Source organism: Leucogemmata humicola (assembly GCF_055379415.1).
Map to the genome: position 1 here is coordinate 4,748,221 of NZ_AP040875.1, position 24,523 is coordinate 4,772,743.

Genomic DNA, 24,523 nt, shown 5'->3' on the forward strand with positions numbered 1-24,523 from the left:
CTCTATCGCCCTTCGTTGCCCGCCTCTCATATTCCCGCGCATGACTCATCCCTCTGCTGCTGCCGACGAGGCTGTGCACTCGCCGTACGTGTCCGCAACCGACGACCCCGCGGAACTGACGCCTGGCGTCATCATCCTCGGGGTCATTCTCGGACTGCTGTTCGCCGCCTCGAGTGTGTACCTCGCGCTCAAGGTGAGTCTCACCGTGAGCGCCTCGATTCCGGTCGCGGTTCTCTCGATCACGATCTTCAGGTACATCTCGCGAGTTCTGGGCCGTCCACCGGCCACCATTCTACAGAACAACATGGTGCAGACCACGGGATCCGCAGGCGAATCCATCGCCTCCGGAATCTCGTTCACCCTGCCCGCGCTGCTCCTTCTCGGTTACAACCTGCCGTGGTCGACCGTGACCGCGATTGGCGTCGTGGGCGGCATCCTCGGCGTGGTGTTCATGATTCCGCTGCGGCGCAGTCTGATCGTGAAAGAACACGCCAACCTCAAGTACCCCGAAGGGACGGCGTGTGCCCAGGTACTGATCGTCGGAGAACAGCGCGGAGTTCAAGCCAAGACGGTGTTCATGGGCTTTGGGCTCGGCGCGCTATACAAGTTCCTGACATCGGGCTTTCACTTCTGGCTCGAAGTACCCAAACACACATTCCAACGCGCCATCGCTGGTGGCCGCGCACAGCTCTTCGGTGAGATACAAGCCGAGATCAGTCCTGAACTGACCGGTGTTGGCTTCATCATCGGACCGCGCATTTCCGGATACCTGTTCGGCGGCGGCGTGCTCGCGTGGTTCACGCTCATTCCGGCGATCAAGTTCTTCGGCTCCGGCTTCACCACGGCGATCTTCCCGGCGAACAAGCTCATCGCTGACATGAGCGCCAGCGAGATTCGCTCGAACTACATCTACTACATCGGCGCTGGCGCGGTGACCGCCGCTGGACTGATCAGCCTCGCGCGTACGCTGCCCACGATTTGGCAGGCGCTGGTTGCCGGACTGCGCGACTTCAGCGGCTCGGGCAGTACCGACAATACACGACGCACCGAACGCGACATGCCCATGCTCGTCGTCGTGGTCGGTGCGGTGGTATGCGGACTCGCGATGGTGTTGCTGCCACAGATTCACATCAACATCGCCGGCGCGCTCCTCGCGCTGTTCTTCTCGTTTCTATTCGTCACTGTGTCTAGCCGCATCACCGGGCAGATCGGCAGTTCGTCGAATCCGATCTCGGGCATGACCGTCGCGACACTGTTGCTCACGTCGCTCATGTTTCTCGCCGCCGGCTGGGTCGGCATCGAGTATCGCGTGCTCGCGCTCTCGATCGGTGGCGTCGTGTGCGTTGCCGCGGCAACCGCAGGCGCAACGTCGCAGGATCTCAAGACGGGATTTCTCGTTGGGGCCACACCAGCGCGCCAGCAAGTCGGCCTGCTCTTTGGCGTGACGATCTCGGCGCTGCTCGTCGGCGGCGTGATCTACTTCCTCAACGAAGCCAAGACGACGATCGTCGTGCGCGATTTTCCGGGCGTCGCCGTGAACAGCATCGAGACCGGCCGATACGCGCTTGGCGGCGGACGACTCAACCCAGCCGCCGCCAACGCAGCCGGCCCGACGTTCCGCATTGGCCATCTCTACGAGCAGGTCGGTTCGGCGCCTGCCGGCAAGTATCTCGTCGATGACGCCGGCGCCATTCGCTACCTCGTCGACCCCGGGTTGGGCGGCCGCGAGCGCGTGAACTACGACGGACGGGAGATCGACAAGCTCGAGTCGCCGAAGGGTCAGATCATGGCCCTCGTAGTTGATGGAATCCTTACACAAAAACTCCCATGGGGACTCATCCTGATCGGCGCATTCCTCGCGATCGCGATGGAGCTCGTCGGCATTCCGTCCCTGCCGGTCGCCGTCGGTGTGTATCTGCCAATCTCGACGTCGGCCACGATGTTCATGGGCGGCGCGCTGCGCTGGCTCGTCGATCGACGCATGACGCGCGAGGAACGCGAAGGAGTTGACGCGGATTCCGGTCCAGGAGTTCTCTTCTCATCCGGACTCATCGCCGGTGGCGCCATCACTGGAGTGGTCCTGGCTGGACTGCAGGCGAAGGGTCTCGACACGGCCCTCGACATGTCGAAGACGTTTGGGTCCGCGAGCGCGCTCGTTGCGATGATCGCGTACCTCGTTCTGCTGGCGCTTCCCGTGTACCTCATTGCGCGGAAGAAGCGTCAGATCTGAGGTATACCGACGCTTCGTGCGTCGATCGTTGGTCTTGGAAGGGGGGCCACATGTCGCCAGCACAGCCGATTCGATTCACTCGCCGTTCCGTCCGTAGTCTTTTGGCCTCGGGCATTCTGATCGCTGGCGCCGCGGCCTCGCTCGCCGCACAGAGCCGTGGCTCAGTCACCGGTGTCGTCAAAGACGACATCGGCTCGCCGATCGCGAACGTCGAGGTGACAGTTCCGAGCGCGTCGGTAACCGTGCGCACCGATTCGCTCGGCAAGTTCCTTCTGACGTCGCTCGTCGCCGGCGCAGCGGACGTGTCCTTTCGCCGGCTTTCGTTCTCGCCAGTGATCCTGTCGATCCTGGTTCCGCGCGACGACACCACCGAGGTCGACGTGACGCTCACCGTCGTCGCGCAAAAACTCAAAGGCGTCGTGTCGCAGGCTGACGCCGAACATCTCCGGCAGCTCGACGCGTTCGAGGCGCGACGAAAACAGGGGATCGGGCACTTCATCACGCGCGGGCAGATCGAAAAGCGCAATCCCAGCTTGCTCAGCGACATGATGCGAATGATCCCCGGCGCAGTGATCATCCCGGGCGAGAACGGTCGTGCCATTCTGCGCTTTGCCCGCACCGCGCGTGGCTGCCCGCCGCAGTTTTTCATCGACGGCATTCAGGCGAATGGCTTCAGCGTCGACGACATGCCGGTGAGTGACGTAGAAGGCGTCGAGATGTACGCCGGCGCATCAGGGCTCCCTGCCGAGTACAATAAGATGAACAGCACCGTGAACTGCGGCGCCGTCATCATCTGGACTCGCATCCCCGGAACTTGAACCTTCGCTCATGACACGTTTTGCGACCCTCGCCGCTACCTGTGCGGCGCTCTTCGTGGTGCCCGCCGTCTCCGTCCCCCTCCCGGCGCAGCGCACGAATCCTCCGTCGGCCGATTTGATCGTCACACACGCCCGCATCTACACCGTCGACGACTCGCATCCGTTCGTGAGCGCGATGGCGATTCGCGAAGGCAAGATTCAGTTCGTCGGATCGGAACGCGAAGCGTTGCTGCTCAAGGGCGCCTCGACCCGCATGCTCGACGCCGGTGGGCAGACGATCATCCCAGGAATGATCGACGCGCACGCACACCTGTTCGGACTTGGGGAGTTCCTGCGCAGCATCGATCTCACCGACACCCGATCGTATGATGAAATTGTCAATCGCGTCGCCGCGCGGAGCAAAGACACGCCCGCCGGGCGATGGATCATCGGACGGGGCTGGGATCAGAACAAATGGGGCGACACGCGCTTTCCCACGCACGAAGCGCTGACGCGCATCTCGCCGAACAATCCCGTCGTGCTCGAGCGCATCGACGGACACGCGGTTCTCGCCAACACCGCAGCAATGCGAGCCGCCGGCGTAACTGCCGCGACGAAGGATCCTGCCGGCGGACGCATCGAGCGCGGCGCGAATAACGAACCGACCGGCGTGTTCGTCGACAACGCGATGAGTCTGATCGATCGTGTGGTTCCACCGATGTCACACGACGAAATGCGGAGCGCCACGCTCGCTGCGATCGCCGAGTCGAACAGATACGGACTCGTGGGGCTTCACGATCCCGGCGAGCCGCGCGACGTGCTCGACGTCTTCGAGGAGCTCGCCAAGGCCGGAACCTTCAGTCTGCGCGTGTACGCCATGATCGCCGACGACAGCGCGGCGATCGAGCACTACTTCCAGCGCGGCCCCCAGAGCGCGCTCTATGACGGCCACCTCTGGATTCGATCGATCAAGCTCTACGCCGACGGTGCGCTGGGCTCGCGCGGCGCCGCCCTGCTCGACCCGTACACCGACGATCCGAAGAACTCGGGTCTACTCAAGACCACACCGGCACATCTGCTCGACGTCTCCACCCGCGCGCTGCAGCACGGCTTTCAGGTTGGAACGCACGCCATTGGCGACCGCGGCAATCGCGTCGCGCTCGACGCGTACGAAGCCGCGCTCAAGGCGGTGCGGACGGTCGACCATCGCTTCCGCATCGAGCACGTCCAGATCCTCGACCATGCCGACGTGCCACGTTTTGCCCAGCTCGGCGTGATCCCGTCGATGCAGGCCGTCCACCAGACGAGTGACATGTACTGGGCGCCAAACCGGCTCGGCTACGCGCGGAGCTTTGGGGCGTACGCCTGGCGATCGCTGTTGAATACCGGCGTCATCATTCCGAACGGCAGCGACTTTCCCGTCGAGCGCGTGAATCCGCTGTTTTCCTTCCACGCCGCCGTCGCGCGCCAGGACGACAACAGCTGGCCGCCGGGCGGCTGGTTTCCGGAACAGAAAATGACGCGTGAGGAAGCCCTCAAGTCCATGACCATTTGGCCAGCCTTCGCCGGCTTCCAGGAAACGCTCACGGGCTCGCTGACCGCCGGAAAATACGCGGATTTTGTGATCCTCGACCGCGACATCATGACGGTTCCGGATGCACAGATTCTCGGCGCGCAGGTGATCGCCACTTATATTGCAGGACGGGCTGTCTTCGAGCGTAGTCGCTAGAGCGCCCGTGAATTCCATCGAGGGCGAGTCATGGTTCCACCAGTCGCGGGTCTAGGACCGTCTACCAACGCGATCGACGAGCGGCGTCACTGGCTCACGCCAGACCGACTCACGCGCGTGCGCGCCATTTTTCTCGCGGTGTCGCTCTTCTTTGGACTCGCCGTGTACGTCTTTCACACGCTTGGTGAGACGTACCACGCGCCGCCCATCCTGATCTCCAAGCTGCGTGGCGTCGGTGTTTTGACCTGGCTGTACGCCCTCGTCCAGATGGTGGACATGCGCTTCTACAACAGCCGCTGGGCTCGCCGGCGCCGCGAGTCGATGGGAATTCCCGACAGCCTGCACGGATGGCTGTTCGGTCAAATGGTCGCGTGCTTCGGAATTCTGTACTACGGTCTCACCGAAGACCTGCGCTGGTACGTCGCGGGCCTGGTGATCCTCGGCCTGAGCTTCCTCGTTTTTCCCATCCGAAAGCTCGACTGAGTAGGTCGCGGTGCTCCGCGCGCCGCAGTTGTCTTCCATCTCGTGATGGCGGGCAACACATTTCAAGGATGCCTACAAACCTCATTCCTATCACGACATGCTGAGCCCGGGCTCGCTCGCATTTTTGAAGCGTTTGTTGGACACGCCTGCACCGTCGGGCTTTGAAGGACCAGCCGCCCGCGTCTGGCGTGAAGAGGCCGCCACCTTTGCCGAACGTGTCACGACCGACGTCGCTGGCAACAGCATGGCCGAGGTCAATCCGAGCGGTTCGCCCACCATCATGCTCGACGGCCATATCGACGAGATCGGCGTCATCGTGCAGTACATCGACGACGACGGTTTCGTCTATCCAGGCCCGATCGGCGGATGGGATCCGCAGGTGCTCGTCGGTCAGCGGATCCGATTCCTCGGACGCGGCGGCGACGTTCTCGGTGTCGTCGGCAAGAAGCCGATTCACCTGATCAAGCCTGCCGATCGCGAACACGCGTCGAAGATGACCGACATCTGGGTCGACATCGGCGCCTCGAATCGTGCGGAAGCCGAAGGACGTCTGAGCGTCGGCGATCCGGGTGTCATCGACTCGAAGACGATCGACTTTCCGAACAACCGCATCGTGTCGCGCTCGATCGACGATCGCATTGGTGCCTTTGTCGTCCTCGAAGCTTTGAGACGATACAGCCAGAACCCTGGATCGGCGCGCGTCGTGGCTTGCGCAACGACGCAGGAAGAAATCGCCTGGCACGGCGGCGGCGCGCTCGTGTGCACCAACTGCATCAATCCGCAGATGGCCATCGTCGTCGACGTCACGTTCGCGACCGATCATCCGAACATCGAGAAGAAAGAACTCGGCGATCATCGCATTGGCGGCGGCCCGGTGCTCAGTCGCGGCGGCGTGATCTCGCCCGTCGTGTTCGAGCTCGTTCGCGGCGCCGCCGATCGCGCGAAAATCAAGTATTCGCTCCACGCCGCCGGGCGCGACACGGCGACCAACGCCGACGCGATCCATATCGCCCGCGAAGGCGTTGCCACCGGTCTCGTGTCCATTCCCAATCGCTACATGCACTCGCCCAACGAACTGGTGAGCCTCGACGACGTCGACAGAACGTCGACGCTGCTCGCCGACGTTTGCCGCGAGGTCACGACCAGCACCGACTTCACCGCACGCTGACGGCTCCTCCCGCCACGTGTGACACTGTTCTCATTCGAGTTTTCAAGAGTTTCATGATGTACCGTTCGTTCGTTCGCCTCTCCGTGCTCGGCGCCGCTGCCGCGCAACTCGCCTGTCAGAATGCCGGTTCCACGGCCGCCACGCCGCGCGCCGGCATTCCCGACTCGCTCGCGATTCGTCGCGACATCGAATACCTCGCGAGCCCCCTACTCGCCGGAAGACTCACCGGCACGCAGGGCAACAACGACGCGGCGAAGTACCTCGCGCGACGCTACCAATCGCTTGGCCTGAAGGAATCGGCGCCCGGCTACATCCAGCAATTCGTCGCCCGGCCGCCGGCGCACAACGGCCCAAGTCCGTCGCTGCAGACGCAGAACGTTTTCGCGATTCTCCCAGGCAGCGATCCGGCGCTCCGCGGACAGTACGTCGTTATCGGCGCGCACTTCGATCACCTCGGCACGTCGACGGATGGCGCGCTCGACCCAGACCTGAAAACCGCCGTGCGACGTGGGGCCGACGACAATGCTTCGGGAACTGCCGCGGTCCTCGAGCTCGCACGTCTCCTCGCCGTAACGCCAACCAAGCGCTCTGTCATCTTCGCCAACTTCTCCGGCGAAGAAGAGGGCTTACTCGGCTCATCATACTTCGTTGAACACGGCCCGGTGCCGCTCGACAGCATCGATGCCATGGTCAACTTCGACATGGTCGGCCGGCTCAAGAACGACAAGCTGATCGTGTACGGCGTGGCGACGGCGACGGAGCTCCCGTCGATGATCGAACGCGCGAATGCCACGACAAATCTCAAGATCACGGCGCAGGGCGACGGCTTCGGCCCGTCGGACCACAGCTCGTTCTACGCGAAGAACATTCCGGTGCTGCACTTCTTCACCGACCTGCACGATGACTATCATCGTGCATCGGACACGCCGGAAAAGATCAACGCCGAAGGTGAAGCACGCGTCGTGACCCTCGCCGAACGAGTCGTGCGCGACATCGCCAATCGTCCGGCACGATTGACGTACGTGCGTGTCGCTGCTCCGGTGCAGTCGAGCTCACGCGAAGGGACCGACGTTTACCTCGGTTCCATTCCTGATATGGCCGGCGGCGACATCCCTGGCCTCAAGCTCACGGGTGTTCGCGCGGGCAGTCCTGCCGACATCGGCGGTCTCAAAGCCGGCGACATCATCGTCGAGTTCAGCGGCAAGCCGGTGAAGGACCTATACCAGTATTCTGATGCCCTCTACGCGCACAAGCCGGGCGATGAAGTCACGATCGTCGTGCTGCGCGACGGAAAGCGGTTGCCGCTCACAGTGAAGCTCGGCAAGCGCGGCGGCTGACCGGTCGGCAACGCGCCCATGCCGCTGCACGCCTGGTCGAGCGCGAAGTACACGTTCCCCCTTCCCGACGGTCATCGCTTTCCAATCGCCAAGTACGCGCTGCTCCGCGAGCGCGTACTTGCTGACGGAATCGTGCAGCCCGAGAACATGCACGACCCTGCGCGCGTGACGCGCGACGAGCTGCTGCTCGTTCACACCACCGACTACGTCGACCGTTTCATTCACGGGCAACTGACGCGCGACGAAGAGCGGAAGCTTGGATTCCCGTGGTCAGAGGGTTTGGTCGAACGTTCGTATCGCGCGGCGGGCGGAACGCTCGAGGCGGCGCGATTTGCGGTCGACCACGGCGTTGCCATGAACCTCGCGGGCGGAACGCACCACGCCTTTCCTGATCACGGCGAAGGGTTCTGCGTGTTCAACGACGTTGCGATCGCGATCCGCGTTTTGCAGCGCGAGGGTCGAATCGAGCGCGCGGCGATCATCGACCTCGACGTGCATCAGGGGAACGGGACTCACGCCGTGTTCGCCAGCGACGACAGCGTCTTCACCTTCAGCATGCACGGTGGCCGCAACTATCCATTCCACAAAGTGCCGGGCCGACTCGACGTCGAGCTCGACGATCGAACCGACGACGACACGTACCTCGCCTTGCTGGCGTCAGCGCTCCCGCGTGTGCTCGCCGAGTCACGTCCGGATCTCGTGGTGTACCTGGCGGGCGCCGACGCGCACGAGTCCGATCGGCTCGGCCGCCTGTCGCTGACCTTCGATGGCCTCGCCCGTCGCGATGCGATGGTCCTGGAGCAGTGCCGCGAGGTAGGGCTGCCCGTTGCGATCACTATCGCGGGCGGGTACGGACAGCCGATCGAGGGAACGGTCGCGATCCACGCGACAACGGCGAGGATCGCGGCGTCGCTCTGAGCGGCCAAACGCCGTTTCTCGACACGCACTTTGCACTGAATCGTGCAAATGGCAGGTGTCCCAAGCGTTTTTCCCGGGTCGACAGTCAAAGCTATGTGCTTGATAAACAAGCACATACGCCGAGCGGACTGGTCGGGTCCCCTCCTTGCTTTACTTGGGCCCGGAACCGACAAACACGACTACAGCTGACTGTAGTGCTTTCTGAAAGACCCCTACCTTCTAAGGACCGACATGCTACGCAATCGCAAGGGCTTTACCCTGATCGAACTTCTGATCGTCGTCGTCATCATCGGCATCTTGGCCGCGATCGCAATTCCGAAGTTCGCGAACACGAAGTCGAAGGCATACGTCACCGCGATGAAGTCCGACCTCCGTAACCTCGTGACGGCGGAAGAAGCATTCTTCTCGGATAGCTCGAAGTACACGCAGACGATCACGGACCTGAAGTTCCAGAGCTCGACTGGCGTCAGCTCGCCGACGATCGTTGCTGGCTCGGGCTACTGGACGGCGACGGTGACGCACTCGCAGCTCCCGGCCACGCAGCCCTGCGGTATCAGCATCAACACGACCAACCCGACGATCACGACCGCGGCTGAAGGCGAGCCGGCTTGTAAGTAAGGGTTAGTCGCCGGTGCTCCGCACTCGGCGCTAGGTCGAACGACGTTAGAGAATTCGAAGGGCCGAGGGCGCGATCGCGCTCTCGGCCCTTCGCTTATCTTCCCCGCCATGCCGCCAATTCCACCGCCGCGTGAACAGGGCTTCACGCAGACGACCGACGTTCCACTCTACTGGGCGAAGTACGGCAAGCCTGGCGGATCACCGCTCCTCGTGCTCCATGGCGGACCCGGCGCGCACCACGACTACCTCCTGCCGCAGTTACTCGAGCTCGGCGACCAATTCGATCTGGTGTTCTACGACCAACGTGGCGGAGGACAGTCGAAGACCGACGATCGCGCGCCGATCACCTGGCAGACCCACGTAGCCGACCTCGATCGCGTCATCGGCGAGTTGGGCCTGGCCGCGCCATCGATCGTTGGATACTCGTGGGGCGGACTGCTCGCCATGCTGTATTCCATCGAAGCCACGGCCGGACGCGCGAGGCACGTGCCGCGACGCCTGGTTCTCATCGATCCCGCTCCCGTGAATCGCGAGTATCGGCGACAGTTCGAAACGGAGTTCGCCCGGCGTCAGGCCGGCGCCGACGTCGCCGCGCTCCGAGAGCAGCTGGCTCAGTCCGGACTTCGCGAACGCGACGCCGAAGCCTATCGGCAGCGCAACTTCGAGTTGAGCGTTGCCGGGTACTTCGCGCACCCCTCGGCCGCGCAAAATCTCACGCCGTTTCGCGTCACTGGACGCGTGCAGCAATCTGTCTGGGAAAGCCTCGGCGACTTCGACCTCTTGGCTCCCGGGCAGCTGGACTCCCTATCGATTCCGACCCTGATCCTGCACGGTCGACAGGATCCCATCCCGTTGGCCTCGTCTGAGGCGGCAGCACAGGCAATGCATGCGAGCTTCGTGGTAATCGATGACGCGGGTCACGTTCCGTACGTCGAGCAACCTGAAGCGTTGTTCGCGCCCATTCGTCTATTTCTCGAATCCACCTCGCCATAGGGCACAGCTGTCTCGTATGCCTCAACCCGAGTCGTTCGCACAACCGTACGTCTCCACGATCGAGTTCGAGAACCGGCGATACACGGTGACGTGTCGCGTGTCGTTCGACGGCATCGAGTATTTGGGGCGGTTATGGTTCGCCGATGAAGCGACAGGCGAGACCGGAATGCCCGACCGAGCGCCGATCCCTGGACGCACGCGCGACGAGGTGCTGGAATTCGCTCGGCGCCTTTCGCCGCAGGACCTCTCACTCCGTCACCGGCGCGCGCTCGCCGAGAAGCGTCGATTCCTCAAGCTTCGCCGAGCGACCGAGGATATTCTTACCAAGATTCGGTATCTCAATCAGGTTGCGGTCTCGATGCGCGAAGGTTGGATCGACGAGGACGGCGCCAATCAGGAGCTCGAGCTCACTGAACGGCAGCTCCACGAAGCGGTCGACCGTCTTCGCCATTTCGCCGGTATCGAGGAGTAATTCGTGGCGTCACGCAAGAAAGCAGCGAAGAATGTGAAGGCGAAAAACGTGGTAGCGAAAAAGCCGGCGGCGAAAAAGCCGGCAGCGAAGAAGGCGGCCGGGAAAAAGACCGCTACACCGGAAAACGCCGCCGTCATCTACGATCGTCTCGCGAAACACTATCCGAACGCGCACTGCGCGCTCGATTTCACGAGTCCGTTTCAGCTCCTCATCGCCACCATTCTCAGCGCGCAGTGCACCGACAAGCGCGTGAACATGGTGACGCCGGCGCTCTTCAAGCGGTATCCGACGCCTGAAGCACTCGCGGCGGCAAATCCCGAGGAGCTCGAGGAGATCATCAAGTCCACTGGGTTCTTCCGCGCGAAAACGAAGAGCCTGATCGGCATGGCCACGGGCGTCGCAGAAGACCACGGCGGGAGCGTCCCGAACGAAATGGACGCGCTCGTAAAGCTTCCCGGCGTCGGCCGAAAGACTGCCAACGTCGTGCTCGGAAACGCATTCGATCGCAACGAAGGCGTGGTCGTCGATACGCACGTCGGGCGCGTGAGCCATCGACTTGGACTCACGAAACAGACCGATCCAGTCAAGGTCGAGCAGGACCTGATGAAGCTCTTCCCACGCGAGCGCTGGACCATGCTGTCGCACCTCTTGATCGAGCACGGCCGTCAGATCTGCGACGCCCGCCGCCCAAAGTGCGAGATCTGCTTTCTGAACGATATCTGTCCGTTTGCCAAAACGGTCTTGTAACGACCGGCGCAGCCGGTGCGCGGCGTTGCCCGGCTAGCATCCAGCATTGTGGATCTGCTAGTTTTGGCGAATGTCAAAGACAGCCACTTTCGAGACCAACAAAGGCACCATCGTCGCCGACCTGTTCGACAAGGAAGCGCCGATTACGGTCGCCAACTTTGAAAAGCTCGCGAACAGCGGGTTTTACGACGGCGTGAAGTTCCACCGCGTCATCGCCGACTTCGTCGTGCAGGGCGGCGATCCGCTCTCGAAGGATCTCGCGCCGGGCGATCCGCGCATCGGAACTGGCGGTCCTGGCTACAAGATCAAGTGCGAGACGTCTGGCAATCCGCACAAGCACAGCGTCGGTGCTCTCTCCATGGCGCACGCTGGAAAGGACACTGGCGGCAGCCAGTTCTTCATGGTGCTGAGCGAAGACAACACCAGGCATCTGAACGGCGTTCATACCGTTTTCGGCCAGATCACTGGGGGCCTCGACGTCATGAACAAGCTTCAAAAGAACGACGTCATGAACTCCGTCCGCGTCGCCTGACCCTTCCCATCCCATGGCACAGAATCACGCAACCGAATCCCACACGTTTGGCCCTGACACCAAGGCCGCCTTCCTCGGCCTCGTCATCGGCGCCATCGTGCTCTTTGGCATCGTTCGTACGATCGTCTCCATGACGAACGCCAAGTACGCCCACGAAAAGCCGGGCGCCGAAGCGACGAAGTAACGAAGTAACGCACGGCCCTCGCAGCGCGAGCGTGTTCTAGAGGTATTTGAGAAAACGCTCGCGCGCGTTCAAGAAGTCCCGCGTGATCACGACGTGATCCAGATCGTCGAACTCCACGCGGGCCATTGGGACCTGATCGCACGAATAGATCGTGGCGCCAGGATAGCCCAACAGGATCGGCGAGTGCGTCGCAATGACGAACTGCGCGTTCTCCTGAATCATGTCGCCGATCATCGACATCAGCGCCAGCTGGCTTTGCGGCGATAGCGGCGCTTCCGGTTCGTCCAGCAAATACAAACCGTCGGGTACGAATCGCGACTGAAAGAGCTTGAGAAAGCTCTGTCCGTGCGAATTCTCGTCGAGGTTGACGCCGTACCGGCGTTCCATGTCGGCGAGCGACGCGGCCGCTGGTCCTTTGGCCAGACCGCGCGCGTACGCCGAGCGATCGGCCATTTCCGTGTCGACCGACGCGAGCCGTTCGAGTAGCTCGGTGCGCATCTTCGCCAACGATTTGGTAAAGCCGAAGAAGTCCTCGGCGCGAAGAAAGAACCCGCGGCGCACGCGCTGATTCCACACCAGCTTCAGCGCGCTTCCCAATCGCCGCTGCGCATCCAGCGTCGCATCCAGCTCCACGCTTTCGCTGCCGACGGTCGGCAGCTGCGACGCCGCCGCGATTCCCTCCATCAACGTCGACTTTCCCGAGCCGTTCTCGCCGACGAGAAACGTCACCGTCGGGCTGAGTTGAAGCTCCGGCAGGTTGCGGATGATCGGAACGCTGAACGGAAAGCGCGGCGAGTCTGCGGCGGCTTCCGGATCCCGCAGACGCACTGAACGAAGATGCGGCATCGCCAGTATCCTAGACCTCCAACCCACGGTCTGGCAGAGGCCTAGAAGTACACGGCCGCCAACACCCGCACGAGGTTCGCGCCGAGCGACCAGGTATTGACGGTCGTCGATTGAGTCACTGTCGCTCCGTCGGGCATGACGGTCCGCACATGTTGGCGCTCGCGTCCCGCAGCGGCCGTGAGCTGACCAATGGCGCCCAAGCTCAGATGGCGCGTGAAGAACCACGTCGCGCCTAACTCGCCATACCCGCCGCCGCTCAATTGCCGATCATTTTGATCGTTTCCGTACTCGGCTCTCTGCCAACTACCGAGGGCGCCAACTCCGTAGGTGACGCGCATGTGTGGGTCGCCAGCCGCCGTCGCGACATACCAGCGATGACCGAGTTGTAGGGTCAGGCCCGACGAACTGGTGTTCGCGCCGTCGAACACACCCACCGCGGCGCGATCCAGGTGGCTGGTATTCGCAGTGAAGCCGACTAGCCATGCGCTGCGCGACGACGTGAAGCGCAGCACCGTCCCCCCGTAGCTGATTTCCGAAACCTCGGCGCCCCATGTTCCGGCGGGAGGTACGAGACTGTCCGTCGCTTGGGCATTGGCCCGCTGAACCGAGACGACACTGAGGAGCGCGGACAAAGCCGCGGCGTGACAAAGACGCATCATTAGAGATATCGAAGCGCAGGATGGGCGTGCGTTCGCGACCTGCATCGGCCCATCGAAACGCGACATCGCTTGGCAACGGGTCCAACCCCGGGCCATCACGGATGTTGCGTAACAGAATTGTGTAACGCGCGATGTCTGCGCATGTCGGCGTCGCGCGGAATTCGAGAGTCACCGACGCGCAGTGGCGCCTAGTCGGTAACCTGGATCACCAACAGATCGTCTGACACAGGCAGCAAGCTCGTCAGCGTAGCACTCCGTTGCGCACGGCCAACTTCACCGCAGCCCCTGTCCCCGTGAGCGAGGATCGCTACCGGTCCGTCGTCGACAACTCTCCGTTCGGCATCTACCGCGTGACCTACGACGGCTCGTTCGTCACGGTAAACCCCGCGCTTTGCGCCATGGTGGGCTACACCGCCGAGGAGTTGTTCGCGTCCAATGTCGTCATGCTGTACCCGGACGCCGCAGAACGGCAGCGCTGGCTCAATGACTACGATCAGCGCCCGGCTGGTACTCCCGCCGAGTTGCGCTGGAAGCGCAAAGACGATCAGCTGATCACGATTCGTGTGTGGGTGTACGCCCAGCGCGCCTCGTGCGGAAAGATCGAATACCTCGACGGTTACGTCGAAGACGTCACCGTGCTGCGCGCAACCGAGCAAGCGCTCCGACAATCGGAGCGGCTCGCCGCACTCGGCGAACTCGTTTCCGGCGTCGCGCACGAGTTGAACAATCCGCTCTCCGCCATCCTCCTCTTCACCGAAGACCTCCTCGATCACGAAAATCGGGCCGAAGAGCACGAGGCGTTGACCATCATTGCACAGCAGGCGCGCCGATCGCGGTCGATCGTGCGCGATCTCCTCTCGTTCGCGCGTACGCGTGACGCGGTTCGCGAGCCCATCGAGTCGTGTCCATTCTTTGCGCAACTGACCCGCGCGCTCGAACCGCAGCTCTCCGAGCTGTCTGTCACGCTGCATTCGTTGATCGAGGGCGATTCAACGCTGCTCCCGATCGATCGCGCCGGAATCGAGCAGGTCGTCACGAACCTGGTCATGAACGGAGCCCAGGCCGCCGGGCCAGGCGGCAACGTTTGGCTGACCGCCGCCCGCGATGGGCAGAGCTTTCAGATCGACGTCCACGACGACGGTCCGGGGATTCCTCTAGACGTGCTGCCGCGGATCTTCGAGCCGTTCTTCGCGACCAAGCCGACCGGCCAAGGCACGGGACTCGGCCTGCCGGTCACGCGAGGCGTGATCCAGCAGCATGGCGGGCGGATCGAGGCTCGGAATCGCGATGCGCAGGAAGGCACCGGGGCGCACTTCTCCGTGCGGATCCCGCTCGAGAGCCAGACAGTCCTCCCGAACGTACCAACGGCCGGCAGTGAGGCCACTGAGGGCACTGCCGGGGCGCGGCGCGTCCTGATCATCGACGACGAGGCAACGATCCGGCAGGCGCTCACGCGCTTCTATCAGCGCCGCGGGTGGGTGGTCTCCCAGGCAGCCGACGGCCTCGGCGCGGTGGAACGGCTGATTGGCGGCGCCGAGCCGTTCGACTTGGTGATTTCCGACGTGAAGATGCCTGGGATTTCGGGCATCGAGCTCCATGCTGCGCTGCGAGACATCCGGCCTGAACTGTTGGACCGCCTACTCTTTTGTACGGGTGAGGTGGAGTCGCCGGCTGTCTCGGCCTTTGTGGCGAGCACGAGCTGTCACGTCCTATTGAAACCGTTTGACCTGCGCACGCTGGCGACGGTGTCGGATGACATCGCGTCGCGGCGAACGCCGCCAATGCCCAAGATCACGAGCTGAGCGGCAGAAGCGGGCCAACGCCCACTAAAAAACGTTCGCGAGACGCCGTCCTCGGCCTATATTTGGACCCATGTCCTCCCCTGCTCCGCTTCCCTCCCGTGCGGACGCGCTCGCTTTGATGCATGAGTACACTGCCAGTGAGTCGCTCCGAAAGCACATGCTTGGCGTCGAGGCCGCAATGCGCGCCTATGCCGAACATTTCGGTGAAGATCCCGATCGTTGGGCGCTGGCGGGATTGATTCACGATTTCGACTATGAGCGATATCCGAACGCCGAGCATTCGGCGACCGAAGAACATCCCGGCTGGGGTGTACGACATCTGCGCGAGCGTGGCTGGCCAGAGGACGTGTTGCAGGCCATTCTAGGCCACGCGACGTACTGCGGTGTTGCGCGCGAAACGCGTATGGCTCAAACGCTTTTTGCGGTGGACGAGCTCTCCGGCTTGATCACGGCCACTGCGCTCGTGAAGCCGTCGAGAAGTGTGCACGACGTCGATGCGAAATCGGTGCGCAAGAAAATGAAGGACAAAGCATTTGCCAAAGGTGTGAATCGCGATGACGTGCTGCTTGGCGTTCAGGAGCTTGGCGTGGATCTCGACACGCACATTCAGTTCGTCATCGACGCGATGCGCCGGTCCGCGGACGCGCTTGGACTCGCCGGCACGGCGGCGTCCGGCGCCGGGGATGCGGCCCGCTGACCATCAACGTTTCGGTTCCGGTCCTCGTTTATGAAGGTGGATACCGGGCATGGTCTGATGACCGCAACCACCCTGTCGCCGCCGTTCGGCATGACGTCATTCACTGACGGAAAGCCGGACGAACGAGCGCTGGTAATTGCGGCGCAGCGCGGAAGCGGCGAGTCGTTTGCCGCGCTCGTGCGGCTGCATCAGCGTCGGGCCTACGCGGTATGCCGCGCGATCGTGCTCACGCACGAGGACGCGGAGGACGCGGTTCAGGAGGGTTTCCTCCACGCCTTCAAGGCGCTCGACCGTTTCCTTCCGGATCAGCCGTTCGGCGCGTGGCTGTTTCGCATCATGGCCAATGCGTCGCTGGACCTGGTGCGGCGGCGGAAAGTCCGCGATGCGGATGAACTGCCGGAAACGATTCCGATGCCGTTTCGGGATCCTGGCGAATCGGACGAGCTGCGCCGGCGCCTCAACATGGCGCTGACCAAGCTCACCGACCGTCAACGATCTGTGATCGTGTTGCACGATGTAGAAGGATTTACCCATGGAGAAATCGGCGAGATGCTGGGTATACCGGAGGGCACGGCCCGATCGGACTTGCATCACGCTCGTGCGGCGTTGCGCCGCATTTTGAAAGACGTACGGAGCGACCTATGACGGATTTTCGACTGCTTTCAAACGACGACGAAGAGGTAGCACGCGGGCTCCGCTCGCTGTACGCTGCCCCTGCGGGCGATGCGTATTGGAACGAGCTCGAATCTCGGATCATGGCTCGCGTCGCCGACGTGGAATTGGGATGGTGGACCGAGCTTGATCGATGGATCCGTCCCGCGGTGGCCGCGGCGGCCGTTCTGTTGCTCGCCGCTGGCGTCGCAATGTTCCGCGCCCGGCAGCTCGAGGCGGACATCGCGGTGGACAACATGTTGTCCTCGCCATCCGTACCTGTATCGACGGCCATTCGGCCGGCGTTGGATAACGACCGCGATGCGCGGATTCGTTATCTCTTTGGATGTTCTTCCCAGGAGCCCGCATGCAGCGCTCAAAGCAAACAGCGCTGATGTTCCTTCTCGGCGCCACCCTCGTGGGTGGCGCGCTCGGATTTTCGGCAGATCGATACCTGAGCCACGAGAAGGTCGTCTCACAGTTCGCACCACGACCCAAGTTTTATGACGAGTTGGGCCTCTCGCAGCAGCAGCGTGTGGCGGTCGACTCGCTCATGTTCCAGCAGGATTGTCTGATGCGCGCCGTGATGTCGCCGCAGCGTCCCAAGCTGGACACCATTCGCACCAACTTCCGTACGCAGCTCGAGCAGGTCCTCACGAAAGATCAATTGACGCAGCTTGATTCGCGCAGAAAGGAACACGACGCGCGTCGTCAGGCGGAGCAGGCCAAGGAGCCCAAGAGAACATGTTCAGGAAATTGATTCCATTGCTCGCGGCGCCTGCCGTTTTGGGTGCGCAGCAGGTAGTGGCTGATCCGTCCGCCCGTCCCATCTCGATGGCGGAAGCGGTCTCGCTGGCCAAGCAGAACAACATCGCGGCTATCACGGCGGCGAATTCCGTTCGTTCGGCGTCCAATTTGATCCGGTCAACGCGCGCGAACCTGTACCCCACGCTCACCGCGTCGGCCGGGCAGAGCATCAGCGCAGGCGACCGTATCGGTCAGAGCGGTACGCTCGTGCCGTATACGCCCTCGTGGCAGTACAGCACCGGACTCACTTCGCAGATCACGCTGTTCGACGGCGGCAAGACGTTCGCCGACATCAAGGCTCGACAGGCCGATGCCAATGCCGCGCAGGCGTCGCAGGTCACGACGGAATTCAGCCTCGCATTTCAGGTCAAGACGCAGTACAACGCCGCCCTCGCGGCCAACGAGCAGTTTTCGGCCGCGCAGGCGCAACTCGCTGTCGCGAAGCAGCAGCTCGAGATGACGGTCGCCAAGGTCAACGCCGGCGCCGCCAACATTGCGGATTCGCTCAACAGCGTCGTGCAGGTCGGGAATGCACAGCTGGCGATTCTCACCGCGCAACAGAGCCTGAAGACGGCGAACGCCGCGCTGACCCGATTGGCGGGCACGAACTACATGATCACCGCGAATCCCACCGATACGCTCGATCACACGATGGCGCCGGTCGACAGTGCCGCGGTGATGGGTCTCGCGCTCGCTGGTCCAGCCGTCCGACAGAACGAAGCACAGATCGTGTCGTCCAACGCATCGATCAAATCCGCCAAGACCGCTTACTTCCCCACGCTGTCCGTAAACCTTGGGCTCGCGGGCAACGCACCGTCTTCGCTCTACGGCTTCAACAGCAATCCGTATCCGTATCAACGCAGCGCCAGCTTCAACCTGAGCTACCCGATCTTCAATCGGTATCAGCGCGAGAACGCGATCCAGACGGCACAGATCAGCCTCGAGAACGCGGAAGCAACGCTCAAGGACAACAAGCTCTTCGCACAGCAGACGATCATCACGCAGCTTGGCCTGATGCACAACGCGGAAGAGCAGGTGCGTGTGCAGCAGAACAGCGTGCGCGCGAACGAAGAAGCGCTCCGCGTGAACCAGCAGCGCTACACGCTCGGCGCCGGTACCTTCCTCGACGTGCTCACCTCGCAGTCGAATCTGGTCGCCGCACGCCAGGGTCTCATTCAGGCGCGACTGAACTATCGCAACGCGCGCGCACAGATCGAGGCCGTGATCGGCCGCGACCTTCAGTAAGCCGGCTGTAAGGTTCCGTAATGCGAGGGGCGGGAACACTCTTCCCGCCCCTCTTTTTTTGCCCCATGATGAGGGTGTTCGTTGGCCCGCGCGGCCCTGGTTTCGTCCAGCGTAAAGGCCTTCTCGGACCCCCAGCAGTTCCCGCCCCCCGCGCGTACAATACCCAGACAGCCCGACCAGCACGCGGCCATCACCCCAGGCCGATTTCAGGAGAGAAACTCACGTGAGACGAACCCTCGGCGCGGCGCTTTTGTTGTTCGCCGCCGCAGCCTGCGCGCGCAAGCTCCAAGCGCCAACCGTGCAGACCGCCAACGTTACGCGTCGTGATATCATCATCGATGCGCAAGCCAATGGCGTGATCGAGCCGATCGCCATCATTGAAGTCAAATCGAAGGCATCTGGTGTCATCACCAAGATGCCCGTCGAAACAGGCACGCGCCTCAACCCCGGCGACTTGATCGTTCAGATCGACACGCGCGACGTACAGAACAGGTACGATCAGGCCAAGGCGTCGCTCGACGCCGCCGAAGCCAAGCTCGCGGTCACTGAAAGTGACAAGAAGCGTAATGAGGAAATGTTCAAGGCGCGCGTCATCACACCGCAAGAGTTCGAGCAGATCGCGGTGAACTACGAGACGGCGAAGTCCAACGTCGTCACGAACCGCGCGAACCTCGACCTCGCCAAGCAGTCGCTCGAAGACGCGACGATCAAGGCGCCGTCCGAAGGCGTCGTCATCGACAAGACGGTATCGGAAGGCACCGTCATCGCGTCAGCCAACGGCTCGGTGAGCGGCGGCACGACGATCATCAAGATGGCCGACCTCGGTGTGGTGCGCATTCGCGCGCTGTTCAACGAGAGCGACATCGGCAATATCCATCCGGGCGAGCCGGCGAACGTCACTGTCGACGCGTATCCGGATCGTCGCTTCACTGGCACCGTCGAGAAGATCGAACCGCAGGCCGTCGTGCAGCAGAACGTCACGATGTTCCCGGTGCTCGTGAATCTCGAGAACAGCGAAGGACTCCTGAAGCCGGGCATGAATGGATCGATCGCGGTGCTGATCGACGAGCATGACGGCGTGCTGGCGATTCCGAACGACGCGATCAAGAACCCGCGCGAGGCAGTTGCCACGGGCGCAATGCTCGGTCTGGTGGCGGATAGCATTCAGAGCGACCTCAAGGCCCAGGGCTATACCGGCGGCAACGGCAACCGCGGCGGGTTTGGCGGTGGCGGTAATGGCGCTGGCGGCGGCAATCGTCGCGGTGGCAACGGTGGCGGAAATGGTGGTGGCAACGGCGCAGGCGCAGCACCTCCGGCAAGCGGTGGTACCGCGAACGGCGAAGTCAGCATCATGCAGCAGGGCCAGCAGGGCGGTTTCGGCGGCGGCCCGCAGGTTACCGACGCCGACTGCAAAAAGATCGATGACGTTCTGAAAGCGCATCCGAAAGAGAAGAAGCAGCTCGACGCTCTCGTGGCGAAAATGACTGCACTCCGTCCGGCCGGTTTCGGCGGTGGCAATCGCAACGGCGGTGGTGGTGGTGGTAACGGCGGCAACCGTGCGCCAGGCGACAGCACGCGCCGTCGTGGCGGCGGCGACGGCGCTGGCGGCAATCGCGCCCCGGGCGACACAACGCGACGTGGTGGCGGTGGCGGCGGTCGCGGCAACCCGGAAATGATGGCGATCAACGAACAGATGCGCGCGATCTACACGACGCTGAACATCGATCCGCGCACCGCTGGTGGCTGCCGTCGTCGCGCCGGTGGCGCGGCTGGTCAGGCGGGCGCCGGTGGACAGGGCGCACGTCAGTTCGGTCAGGGCGGTGGTCGTGGCGGCTCGTTGACGCCGTCGCCCGAAATGGGCGGTCGTCCGCAGCGCACGCGTGCCGGTCTCGTGTTCGTTTCCGACAGCACGAAGACGGTCTTCCATCCCCGCCTCGTGCAGCTCGGTCAGGGCAACCTCGACTACACCGAAGTGACCAGCGGTCTCAAGGAAGGTGAGCGCGTGGTGATGCTCGGTGCGCTCGCGATGCAGGCGCAGCGTCAGCAGCAGCAGGATCGCATGCGGCAGAACGCCAGCCCGCTGGGCGGCGGACAGCAGGGCCCCGGCGGTCCTGGCGGCCCCGGTGGCGCCCCAGGCGGCGGTGGTGCTCGCGGCGGCGGCCGCGGAGGCTGATCAAATGCTCATTGGAGAAATCATCAGCGTCGCCTTAGGCGCGCTACGGGCAAACAAGCTTCGGTCGCTGCTCACGATGCTTGGCATCGTGATCGGCGTCGGAGCGGTGATCGCGGTCGTGGCGCTCGGTACGGGCGCCCAGCAGGCGGTGAAAGAACGCATCGCGGCACTCGGCACCACGCTTCTCACGGTGAGCCCAGGACAGCAGCGCGGTGGCGGTGCAGGTATCGCCATCGCCGGTGCGCAGCAACGCCTCGTGATCGACGACGCGAAGGCCGTCGATGAACGCGCAACAACGCTGCTTGCCGTGCAGCCGGAAATGCGCTCGCAACAGCAGGTCGTGTGGGGAAACAAGAACGCGAGCACGCAGATCATTGGCACCACGCCGAACTATCTGCAGGTTCGTAAGTATTCGCTCAAGGCAGGCAAGATGTTCACCGCCGCGGACGACGAAGGTCGTCAGCGCGTGGCCGTCATCGGCAACACGGTCGTCACGAACCTCGGCGTCACGACGCCCGAGGCGTTGATCGGCGAAAACGTGCGCATTCGCGGCACGCAGTTCACCGTCATCGGCGTGCTCGCACCAAAGGGCCAGGCGAACGCGTTCCAGGATCCCGACGACGAAGTGCTGGTCCCGATCAACACGGCGCGCTTCCGCGTGAACGGATCGGATCGTCTTCAGTCGATCAGCGCATTGGCCGAGAGCGAAGACAAGATTCCCGATGCGATGGCGGACATTCAGCGCGTTCTTCGCCGCCAGCATCGTATTCGCCAAGGATTGCCGGATGACTTCCAGATCCGCAACCAGTCCGACATTCTGGCGACAACGCAGGAAACGACACAGGTCATGACGTACCTGTTGTCCGGCATCGCGGCGGTATCGCTGCTCGTCGGAGGCATCGGCATCATGAACATCATGCTCGTGTCGGTCACCGAACGCACTCGCGAGATCGGCATTCGCAAAGCGCTCGGCGCAACACGCTTCAACATCCTGCTTCAGTTCCTGATCGAAGCGGTCGTACTCTGCGTGTTGGGCGGAGTCGTTGGTATCGCGCTCGGCGCCGGCGGTGCAGTAATCATGAGCAAGACGGCCGGATGGTCGACGCAGGTCTCATCGACCGCCATCGTCATGGCGTTTGCGTTCTCTGCCTTCGTCGGTGTGGCCTTTGGTGTATGGCCGGCACGTCGCGCTGCGACGCTCGATCCAATCACCGCGCTCCGGTACGAGTAAGACTGAGCGCGGCAAGAAGCTGAACGTCGAACGGCACACCGAGAATACTCGGTGTGCCGTTTTCCTTTGCGGCGCGTTCAACCTCGATCTCGCTTTCAGTATCAGCGGACGCTGAATTCAAAGGGCATTTCGGCCAAGGCGGAAACGCGACGGCCATTGACCTCGGAAGGGCGAAAGCGAAAGCCTAGGAGCGCGGCGCGCGCGGAATTGGCAAAGAGCTCGTGCGTTGCCTGTAGCACGGTGACGCTCGCGGGATCCACGCGGCCAAGCGTGTCAACGGTGAAGCGAATGAGCACTGTGCCGCCGATGCCGGCTTGGCGGAGTGTTTCTGGATAGCGCGGCGTCGATTTCGAGACGATGCGCATCAGGAGTTCGCTGCCCTTCCATTCGCTGCCGTCCGTGTCGCGAACCAACAGACTTCCGCCCCCTGGGTGGTCCGACCCGCCGCCGTGGCTTCCGTCGGATCCGCCAAGCCGGATCAAACTGTCCAGCGACGGGCCGAGCGCCGGCTGAATCGTCGGAAGGCCAACTGGAATGTTCACCGGAACGTCGATCACGCGCGTGCTTGGCGCGGTGAAAGCGGTTCTGGATTCGCTCGGACTCGACGTCACACGAGCATGCGCTGGTGTTGAGGGAGGCGGCTCTTTGGGGAGCACGAGGTGATAGACCGTCGGCTTCTCCGGTGCGGCCGCGTGGGCGCGATCGCGCGCCGTAAATACGGTTACCGTACCGACGATGGCGAGGTGACTCGCCGCGCTGAGCAACGCGCCGCCCGTTCTTCGTTGGCGTCGGGCGCGTGATTCGAGAAGAACTCCAAACATGTTCGCCTCCGTGGAAGAGTGTGCGGAGCGAGTTGTTCGCTCGATCACACGGTACCACGTCCAGGTTGCGCTGCCGTTTCGACCTGGTGAGAGCGTAGTGACGTCTCGATGAGGAAAGTTTGATCGATGAATGAGCCCGTGCTGACGCGAGGATTAGGAATCGATTACGCCCCGCGTATTTCCGGCCCGGAAAACGAAAACGCGACGACGGAGAGTAGATCTCCATCGTCGCGCCATCAGATCGTCGTGCAACCGACGGCGTGAGCCGTCCGGCCGCTGGATCGACCCGGTGTTAGTCCTCGGCCAAGTCGCTCTCGGCCTCGCCGATCTTGCGCTCGAGTTTGCCGCCGATCTGCTGAGCCTTGCCCTTGAGCTGCTCGCTCTTGTCGCCGGTCAGGCCGCCGACTTTGTCTCTGATCTTGCCTTCGATTTCGCGAGCCGAACCCTTGAATTGCTTCTCGGCGCCGTCGCGATCCAGATCGTCTGCCATGTGCTACCTCCGTCTGTGAGTCTCGCTGAAAACCGCTTTCCGTCCGTTCTCTCGTGTTGCAGCCCACACAAGCGCAACGGTTGTGCCCCTTGCGCCGATATAACGTCAGATATATCGTTACTGCCACAGACTTAGATATATCGGAGATATAACGTCATGTGGAACGCATTCATGTTCGAGGTCGACGGCAAGGGCTGTTCAGACCGACGCAGCCGTTGGGGCTGGGACTCATTTGGCGATTGGGGCGGCCCGCCGCGCGGCCGGTCGCATTGGCGGGGACGCGCCGCTCGCCTGTTCGAACAGGGGGATCTCAAGTACGTCATCCTCCGCCTTCTCGAGGAGAAGCCGCGACATGGCTACGAGATCATCAAAGAGCTCGAGAGCCGCTTCGGTGGCTCGTACGCACCGAGCCCAGGCACGGTCTACCCCACCCTGACCATGCTCGAGGACCTCGGCTTCGCCCGAGTGGTGCCCGAGGAAGGCGGAAAGAAGATCTACGAGATCACGGACGAAGGTCGAAAGCACCTCGCGGAGCACAGCACGACGGTGGACGACATCTTCGACAGGATCGCGCGCTTCGTAGCCGGATTCACCGACTCACCGATGATGGAGCTGAACGCATCGTTCCAGCGGCTCGCTAAAGCCACTTACAAGACAGCAACGTCGCATATTCACGACAAGGAACGAATTCAGCGCATTCGAGAAATCATCCAGCGGGCGGCTGACGAAATCGAAGAGGCGGCGAAGTAGTTGCCCCTGCGGCACTTGAGCCCCCTGGGCCCGCTGGACGCCTGAGGGAGAGGCACTAGATTCAAGAATGGGTCGCGGGGTTTCCGCGACCCATTTTTGCGTATTAGTCCCGACGCTCGTCTGGTTCGGGACCATCAGGAATT

26 protein-coding genes are annotated in these 24,523 nt (G+C 62.7%); 22 read left to right on the forward strand and 4 right to left on the reverse strand.

The window, feature by feature from the left end; translation table 11 throughout:
* Positions 1–40 precede the first annotated feature (40 nt).
* The 13 genes from AC6H4Z_RS20330 (at position 41) to AC6H4Z_RS20390 (ending at position 12,208) form a co-directional block, all read left to right on the forward strand.
* Positions 41–2,230, forward strand: coding sequence for an OPT family oligopeptide transporter (locus AC6H4Z_RS20330; RefSeq protein ID WP_497543792.1), 2,190 nt, complete (start codon positions 41–43; stop codon positions 2,228–2,230).
* A gap of 50 nt (positions 2,231–2,280) precedes the next feature.
* Positions 2,281–3,048: a carboxypeptidase-like regulatory domain-containing protein gene (locus AC6H4Z_RS20335; protein WP_497543793.1), complete on the forward strand. Its 768-nt coding sequence runs from the start codon at positions 2,281–2,283 to the stop codon at positions 3,046–3,048.
* A 10-nt stretch (positions 3,049–3,058) separates the two neighbouring features.
* Positions 3,059–4,756, forward strand: a complete 1,698-nt coding sequence (locus AC6H4Z_RS20340) for an amidohydrolase (RefSeq protein ID WP_497543794.1) — start codon at positions 3,059–3,061, stop codon at positions 4,754–4,756.
* Between the two features lie 30 nt (positions 4,757–4,786).
* Positions 4,787–5,239: a hypothetical protein gene (locus AC6H4Z_RS20345; protein WP_497543795.1), complete on the forward strand. Its 453-nt coding sequence runs from the start codon at positions 4,787–4,789 to the stop codon at positions 5,237–5,239.
* A gap of 97 nt (positions 5,240–5,336) precedes the next feature.
* Positions 5,337–6,407 (forward strand): M20/M25/M40 family metallo-hydrolase, encoded by a 1,071-nt coding sequence (locus tag AC6H4Z_RS20350; RefSeq protein WP_497543796.1) that lies wholly within the window; start codon positions 5,337–5,339, stop codon positions 6,405–6,407.
* Between the two features lie 56 nt (positions 6,408–6,463).
* Positions 6,464–7,744, forward strand: a complete 1,281-nt coding sequence (locus AC6H4Z_RS20355) for a M28 family peptidase (protein ID WP_497543797.1) — start codon at positions 6,464–6,466, stop codon at positions 7,742–7,744.
* Positions 7,745–7,762: 18 nt separating this feature from the next.
* On the forward strand, positions 7,763–8,662 hold the full coding sequence (locus AC6H4Z_RS20360) for a histone deacetylase family protein (RefSeq protein ID WP_497543798.1): 900 nt from the start codon (positions 7,763–7,765) through the stop codon (positions 8,660–8,662).
* 231 nt (positions 8,663–8,893) lie between these two features.
* On the forward strand, positions 8,894–9,280 hold the full coding sequence (locus AC6H4Z_RS20365) for a type IV pilin protein (protein WP_497543799.1): 387 nt from the start codon (positions 8,894–8,896) through the stop codon (positions 9,278–9,280).
* Between the two features lie 108 nt (positions 9,281–9,388).
* Positions 9,389–10,273: an alpha/beta fold hydrolase gene (locus AC6H4Z_RS20370; protein WP_497543800.1), complete on the forward strand. Its 885-nt coding sequence runs from the start codon at positions 9,389–9,391 to the stop codon at positions 10,271–10,273.
* Between the two features lie 16 nt (positions 10,274–10,289).
* Entirely contained in the window at positions 10,290–10,745 is a 456-nt protein-coding gene (locus AC6H4Z_RS20375; RefSeq protein WP_497543801.1) for a hypothetical protein, read from the forward strand.
* Positions 10,746–10,748: 3 nt separating this feature from the next.
* Positions 10,749–11,492: an endonuclease III gene (gene nth, locus AC6H4Z_RS20380; protein ID WP_497543802.1), complete on the forward strand. Its 744-nt coding sequence runs from the start codon at positions 10,749–10,751 to the stop codon at positions 11,490–11,492.
* A 70-nt stretch (positions 11,493–11,562) separates the two neighbouring features.
* On the forward strand, positions 11,563–12,024 hold the full coding sequence (locus tag AC6H4Z_RS20385) for a peptidylprolyl isomerase (RefSeq protein ID WP_497543803.1): 462 nt from the start codon (positions 11,563–11,565) through the stop codon (positions 12,022–12,024).
* 13 nt (positions 12,025–12,037) lie between these two features.
* Positions 12,038–12,208 carry a hypothetical protein gene (locus AC6H4Z_RS20390; RefSeq protein WP_497543804.1) on the forward strand — a complete coding sequence of 57 codons (171 nt, stop codon included), beginning with the start codon at positions 12,038–12,040 and terminating at the stop codon, positions 12,206–12,208.
* Between the two features lie 36 nt (positions 12,209–12,244).
* Here AC6H4Z_RS20390 and AC6H4Z_RS20395 read toward each other — a convergent pair whose 3' ends face one another.
* Entirely contained in the window at positions 12,245–13,054 is an 810-nt protein-coding gene (locus AC6H4Z_RS20395; protein WP_497543805.1) for an AAA family ATPase, read from the reverse strand.
* A 41-nt stretch (positions 13,055–13,095) separates the two neighbouring features.
* Positions 13,096–13,713: a hypothetical protein gene (locus tag AC6H4Z_RS20400; protein ID WP_497543806.1), complete on the reverse strand. Its 618-nt coding sequence runs from the start codon at positions 13,711–13,713 to the stop codon at positions 13,096–13,098.
* Positions 13,714–14,006: 293 nt separating this feature from the next.
* Between AC6H4Z_RS20400 and AC6H4Z_RS20405 the strand changes: the two genes are divergently transcribed.
* From AC6H4Z_RS20405 to AC6H4Z_RS20440, 8 genes are all read left to right on the forward strand, one after another.
* A complete protein-coding gene (locus AC6H4Z_RS20405; RefSeq protein ID WP_497543807.1) occupies positions 14,007–15,515 on the forward strand; it encodes a hybrid sensor histidine kinase/response regulator in 1,509 nt (502 codons plus the stop codon).
* Positions 15,516–15,585: 70 nt separating this feature from the next.
* Positions 15,586–16,212, forward strand: coding sequence for an HD domain-containing protein (locus AC6H4Z_RS20410; RefSeq protein WP_497543808.1), 627 nt, complete (start codon positions 15,586–15,588; stop codon positions 16,210–16,212).
* Positions 16,213–16,269: 57 nt separating this feature from the next.
* Positions 16,270–16,857 (forward strand): RNA polymerase sigma factor, encoded by a 588-nt coding sequence (locus AC6H4Z_RS20415; RefSeq protein ID WP_497543809.1) that lies wholly within the window; start codon positions 16,270–16,272, stop codon positions 16,855–16,857.
* A complete protein-coding gene (locus AC6H4Z_RS20420) occupies positions 16,854–17,258 on the forward strand; it encodes a hypothetical protein (RefSeq protein ID WP_497543810.1) in 405 nt (134 codons plus the stop codon). Before AC6H4Z_RS20415 ends, AC6H4Z_RS20420 begins: the two co-directional genes overlap by 4 nt.
* Positions 17,231–17,623 carry a hypothetical protein gene (locus tag AC6H4Z_RS20425; protein WP_497543811.1) on the forward strand — a complete coding sequence of 131 codons (393 nt, stop codon included), beginning with the start codon at positions 17,231–17,233 and terminating at the stop codon, positions 17,621–17,623. The genes AC6H4Z_RS20420 and AC6H4Z_RS20425 overlap by 28 nt, the downstream gene beginning before the upstream one ends.
* Entirely contained in the window at positions 17,608–18,915 is a 1,308-nt protein-coding gene (locus AC6H4Z_RS20430; protein ID WP_497543812.1) for a TolC family protein, read from the forward strand. Before AC6H4Z_RS20425 ends, AC6H4Z_RS20430 begins: the two co-directional genes overlap by 16 nt.
* A 223-nt stretch (positions 18,916–19,138) precedes the next feature.
* Positions 19,139–21,088, forward strand: a complete 1,950-nt coding sequence (locus AC6H4Z_RS20435) for an efflux RND transporter periplasmic adaptor subunit (protein ID WP_497543813.1) — start codon at positions 19,139–19,141, stop codon at positions 21,086–21,088.
* A 4-nt stretch (positions 21,089–21,092) separates the two neighbouring features.
* Complete coding sequence (locus AC6H4Z_RS20440) at positions 21,093–22,319, forward strand: ABC transporter permease (RefSeq protein WP_497543814.1); 1,227 nt, start codon at positions 21,093–21,095, stop codon at positions 22,317–22,319.
* A 101-nt stretch (positions 22,320–22,420) separates the two neighbouring features.
* On the opposite strand, the gene AC6H4Z_RS20445 is transcribed toward AC6H4Z_RS20440, so the two are convergent.
* Positions 22,421–23,140 carry an energy transducer TonB gene (locus AC6H4Z_RS20445; RefSeq protein ID WP_497543815.1) on the reverse strand — a complete coding sequence of 240 codons (720 nt, stop codon included), beginning with the start codon at positions 23,138–23,140 and terminating at the stop codon, positions 22,421–22,423.
* 292 nt (positions 23,141–23,432) lie between these two features.
* Positions 23,433–23,630 (reverse strand): CsbD family protein, encoded by a 198-nt coding sequence (locus AC6H4Z_RS20450; RefSeq protein WP_497543816.1) that lies wholly within the window; start codon positions 23,628–23,630, stop codon positions 23,433–23,435.
* Positions 23,631–23,786: 156 nt separating this feature from the next.
* On the opposite strand from AC6H4Z_RS20450, the gene AC6H4Z_RS20455 reads away from it, so the two are divergent.
* A complete protein-coding gene (locus tag AC6H4Z_RS20455; RefSeq protein ID WP_497543817.1) occupies positions 23,787–24,380 on the forward strand; it encodes a PadR family transcriptional regulator in 594 nt (197 codons plus the stop codon).
* Positions 24,381–24,523 lie beyond the last annotated feature (143 nt).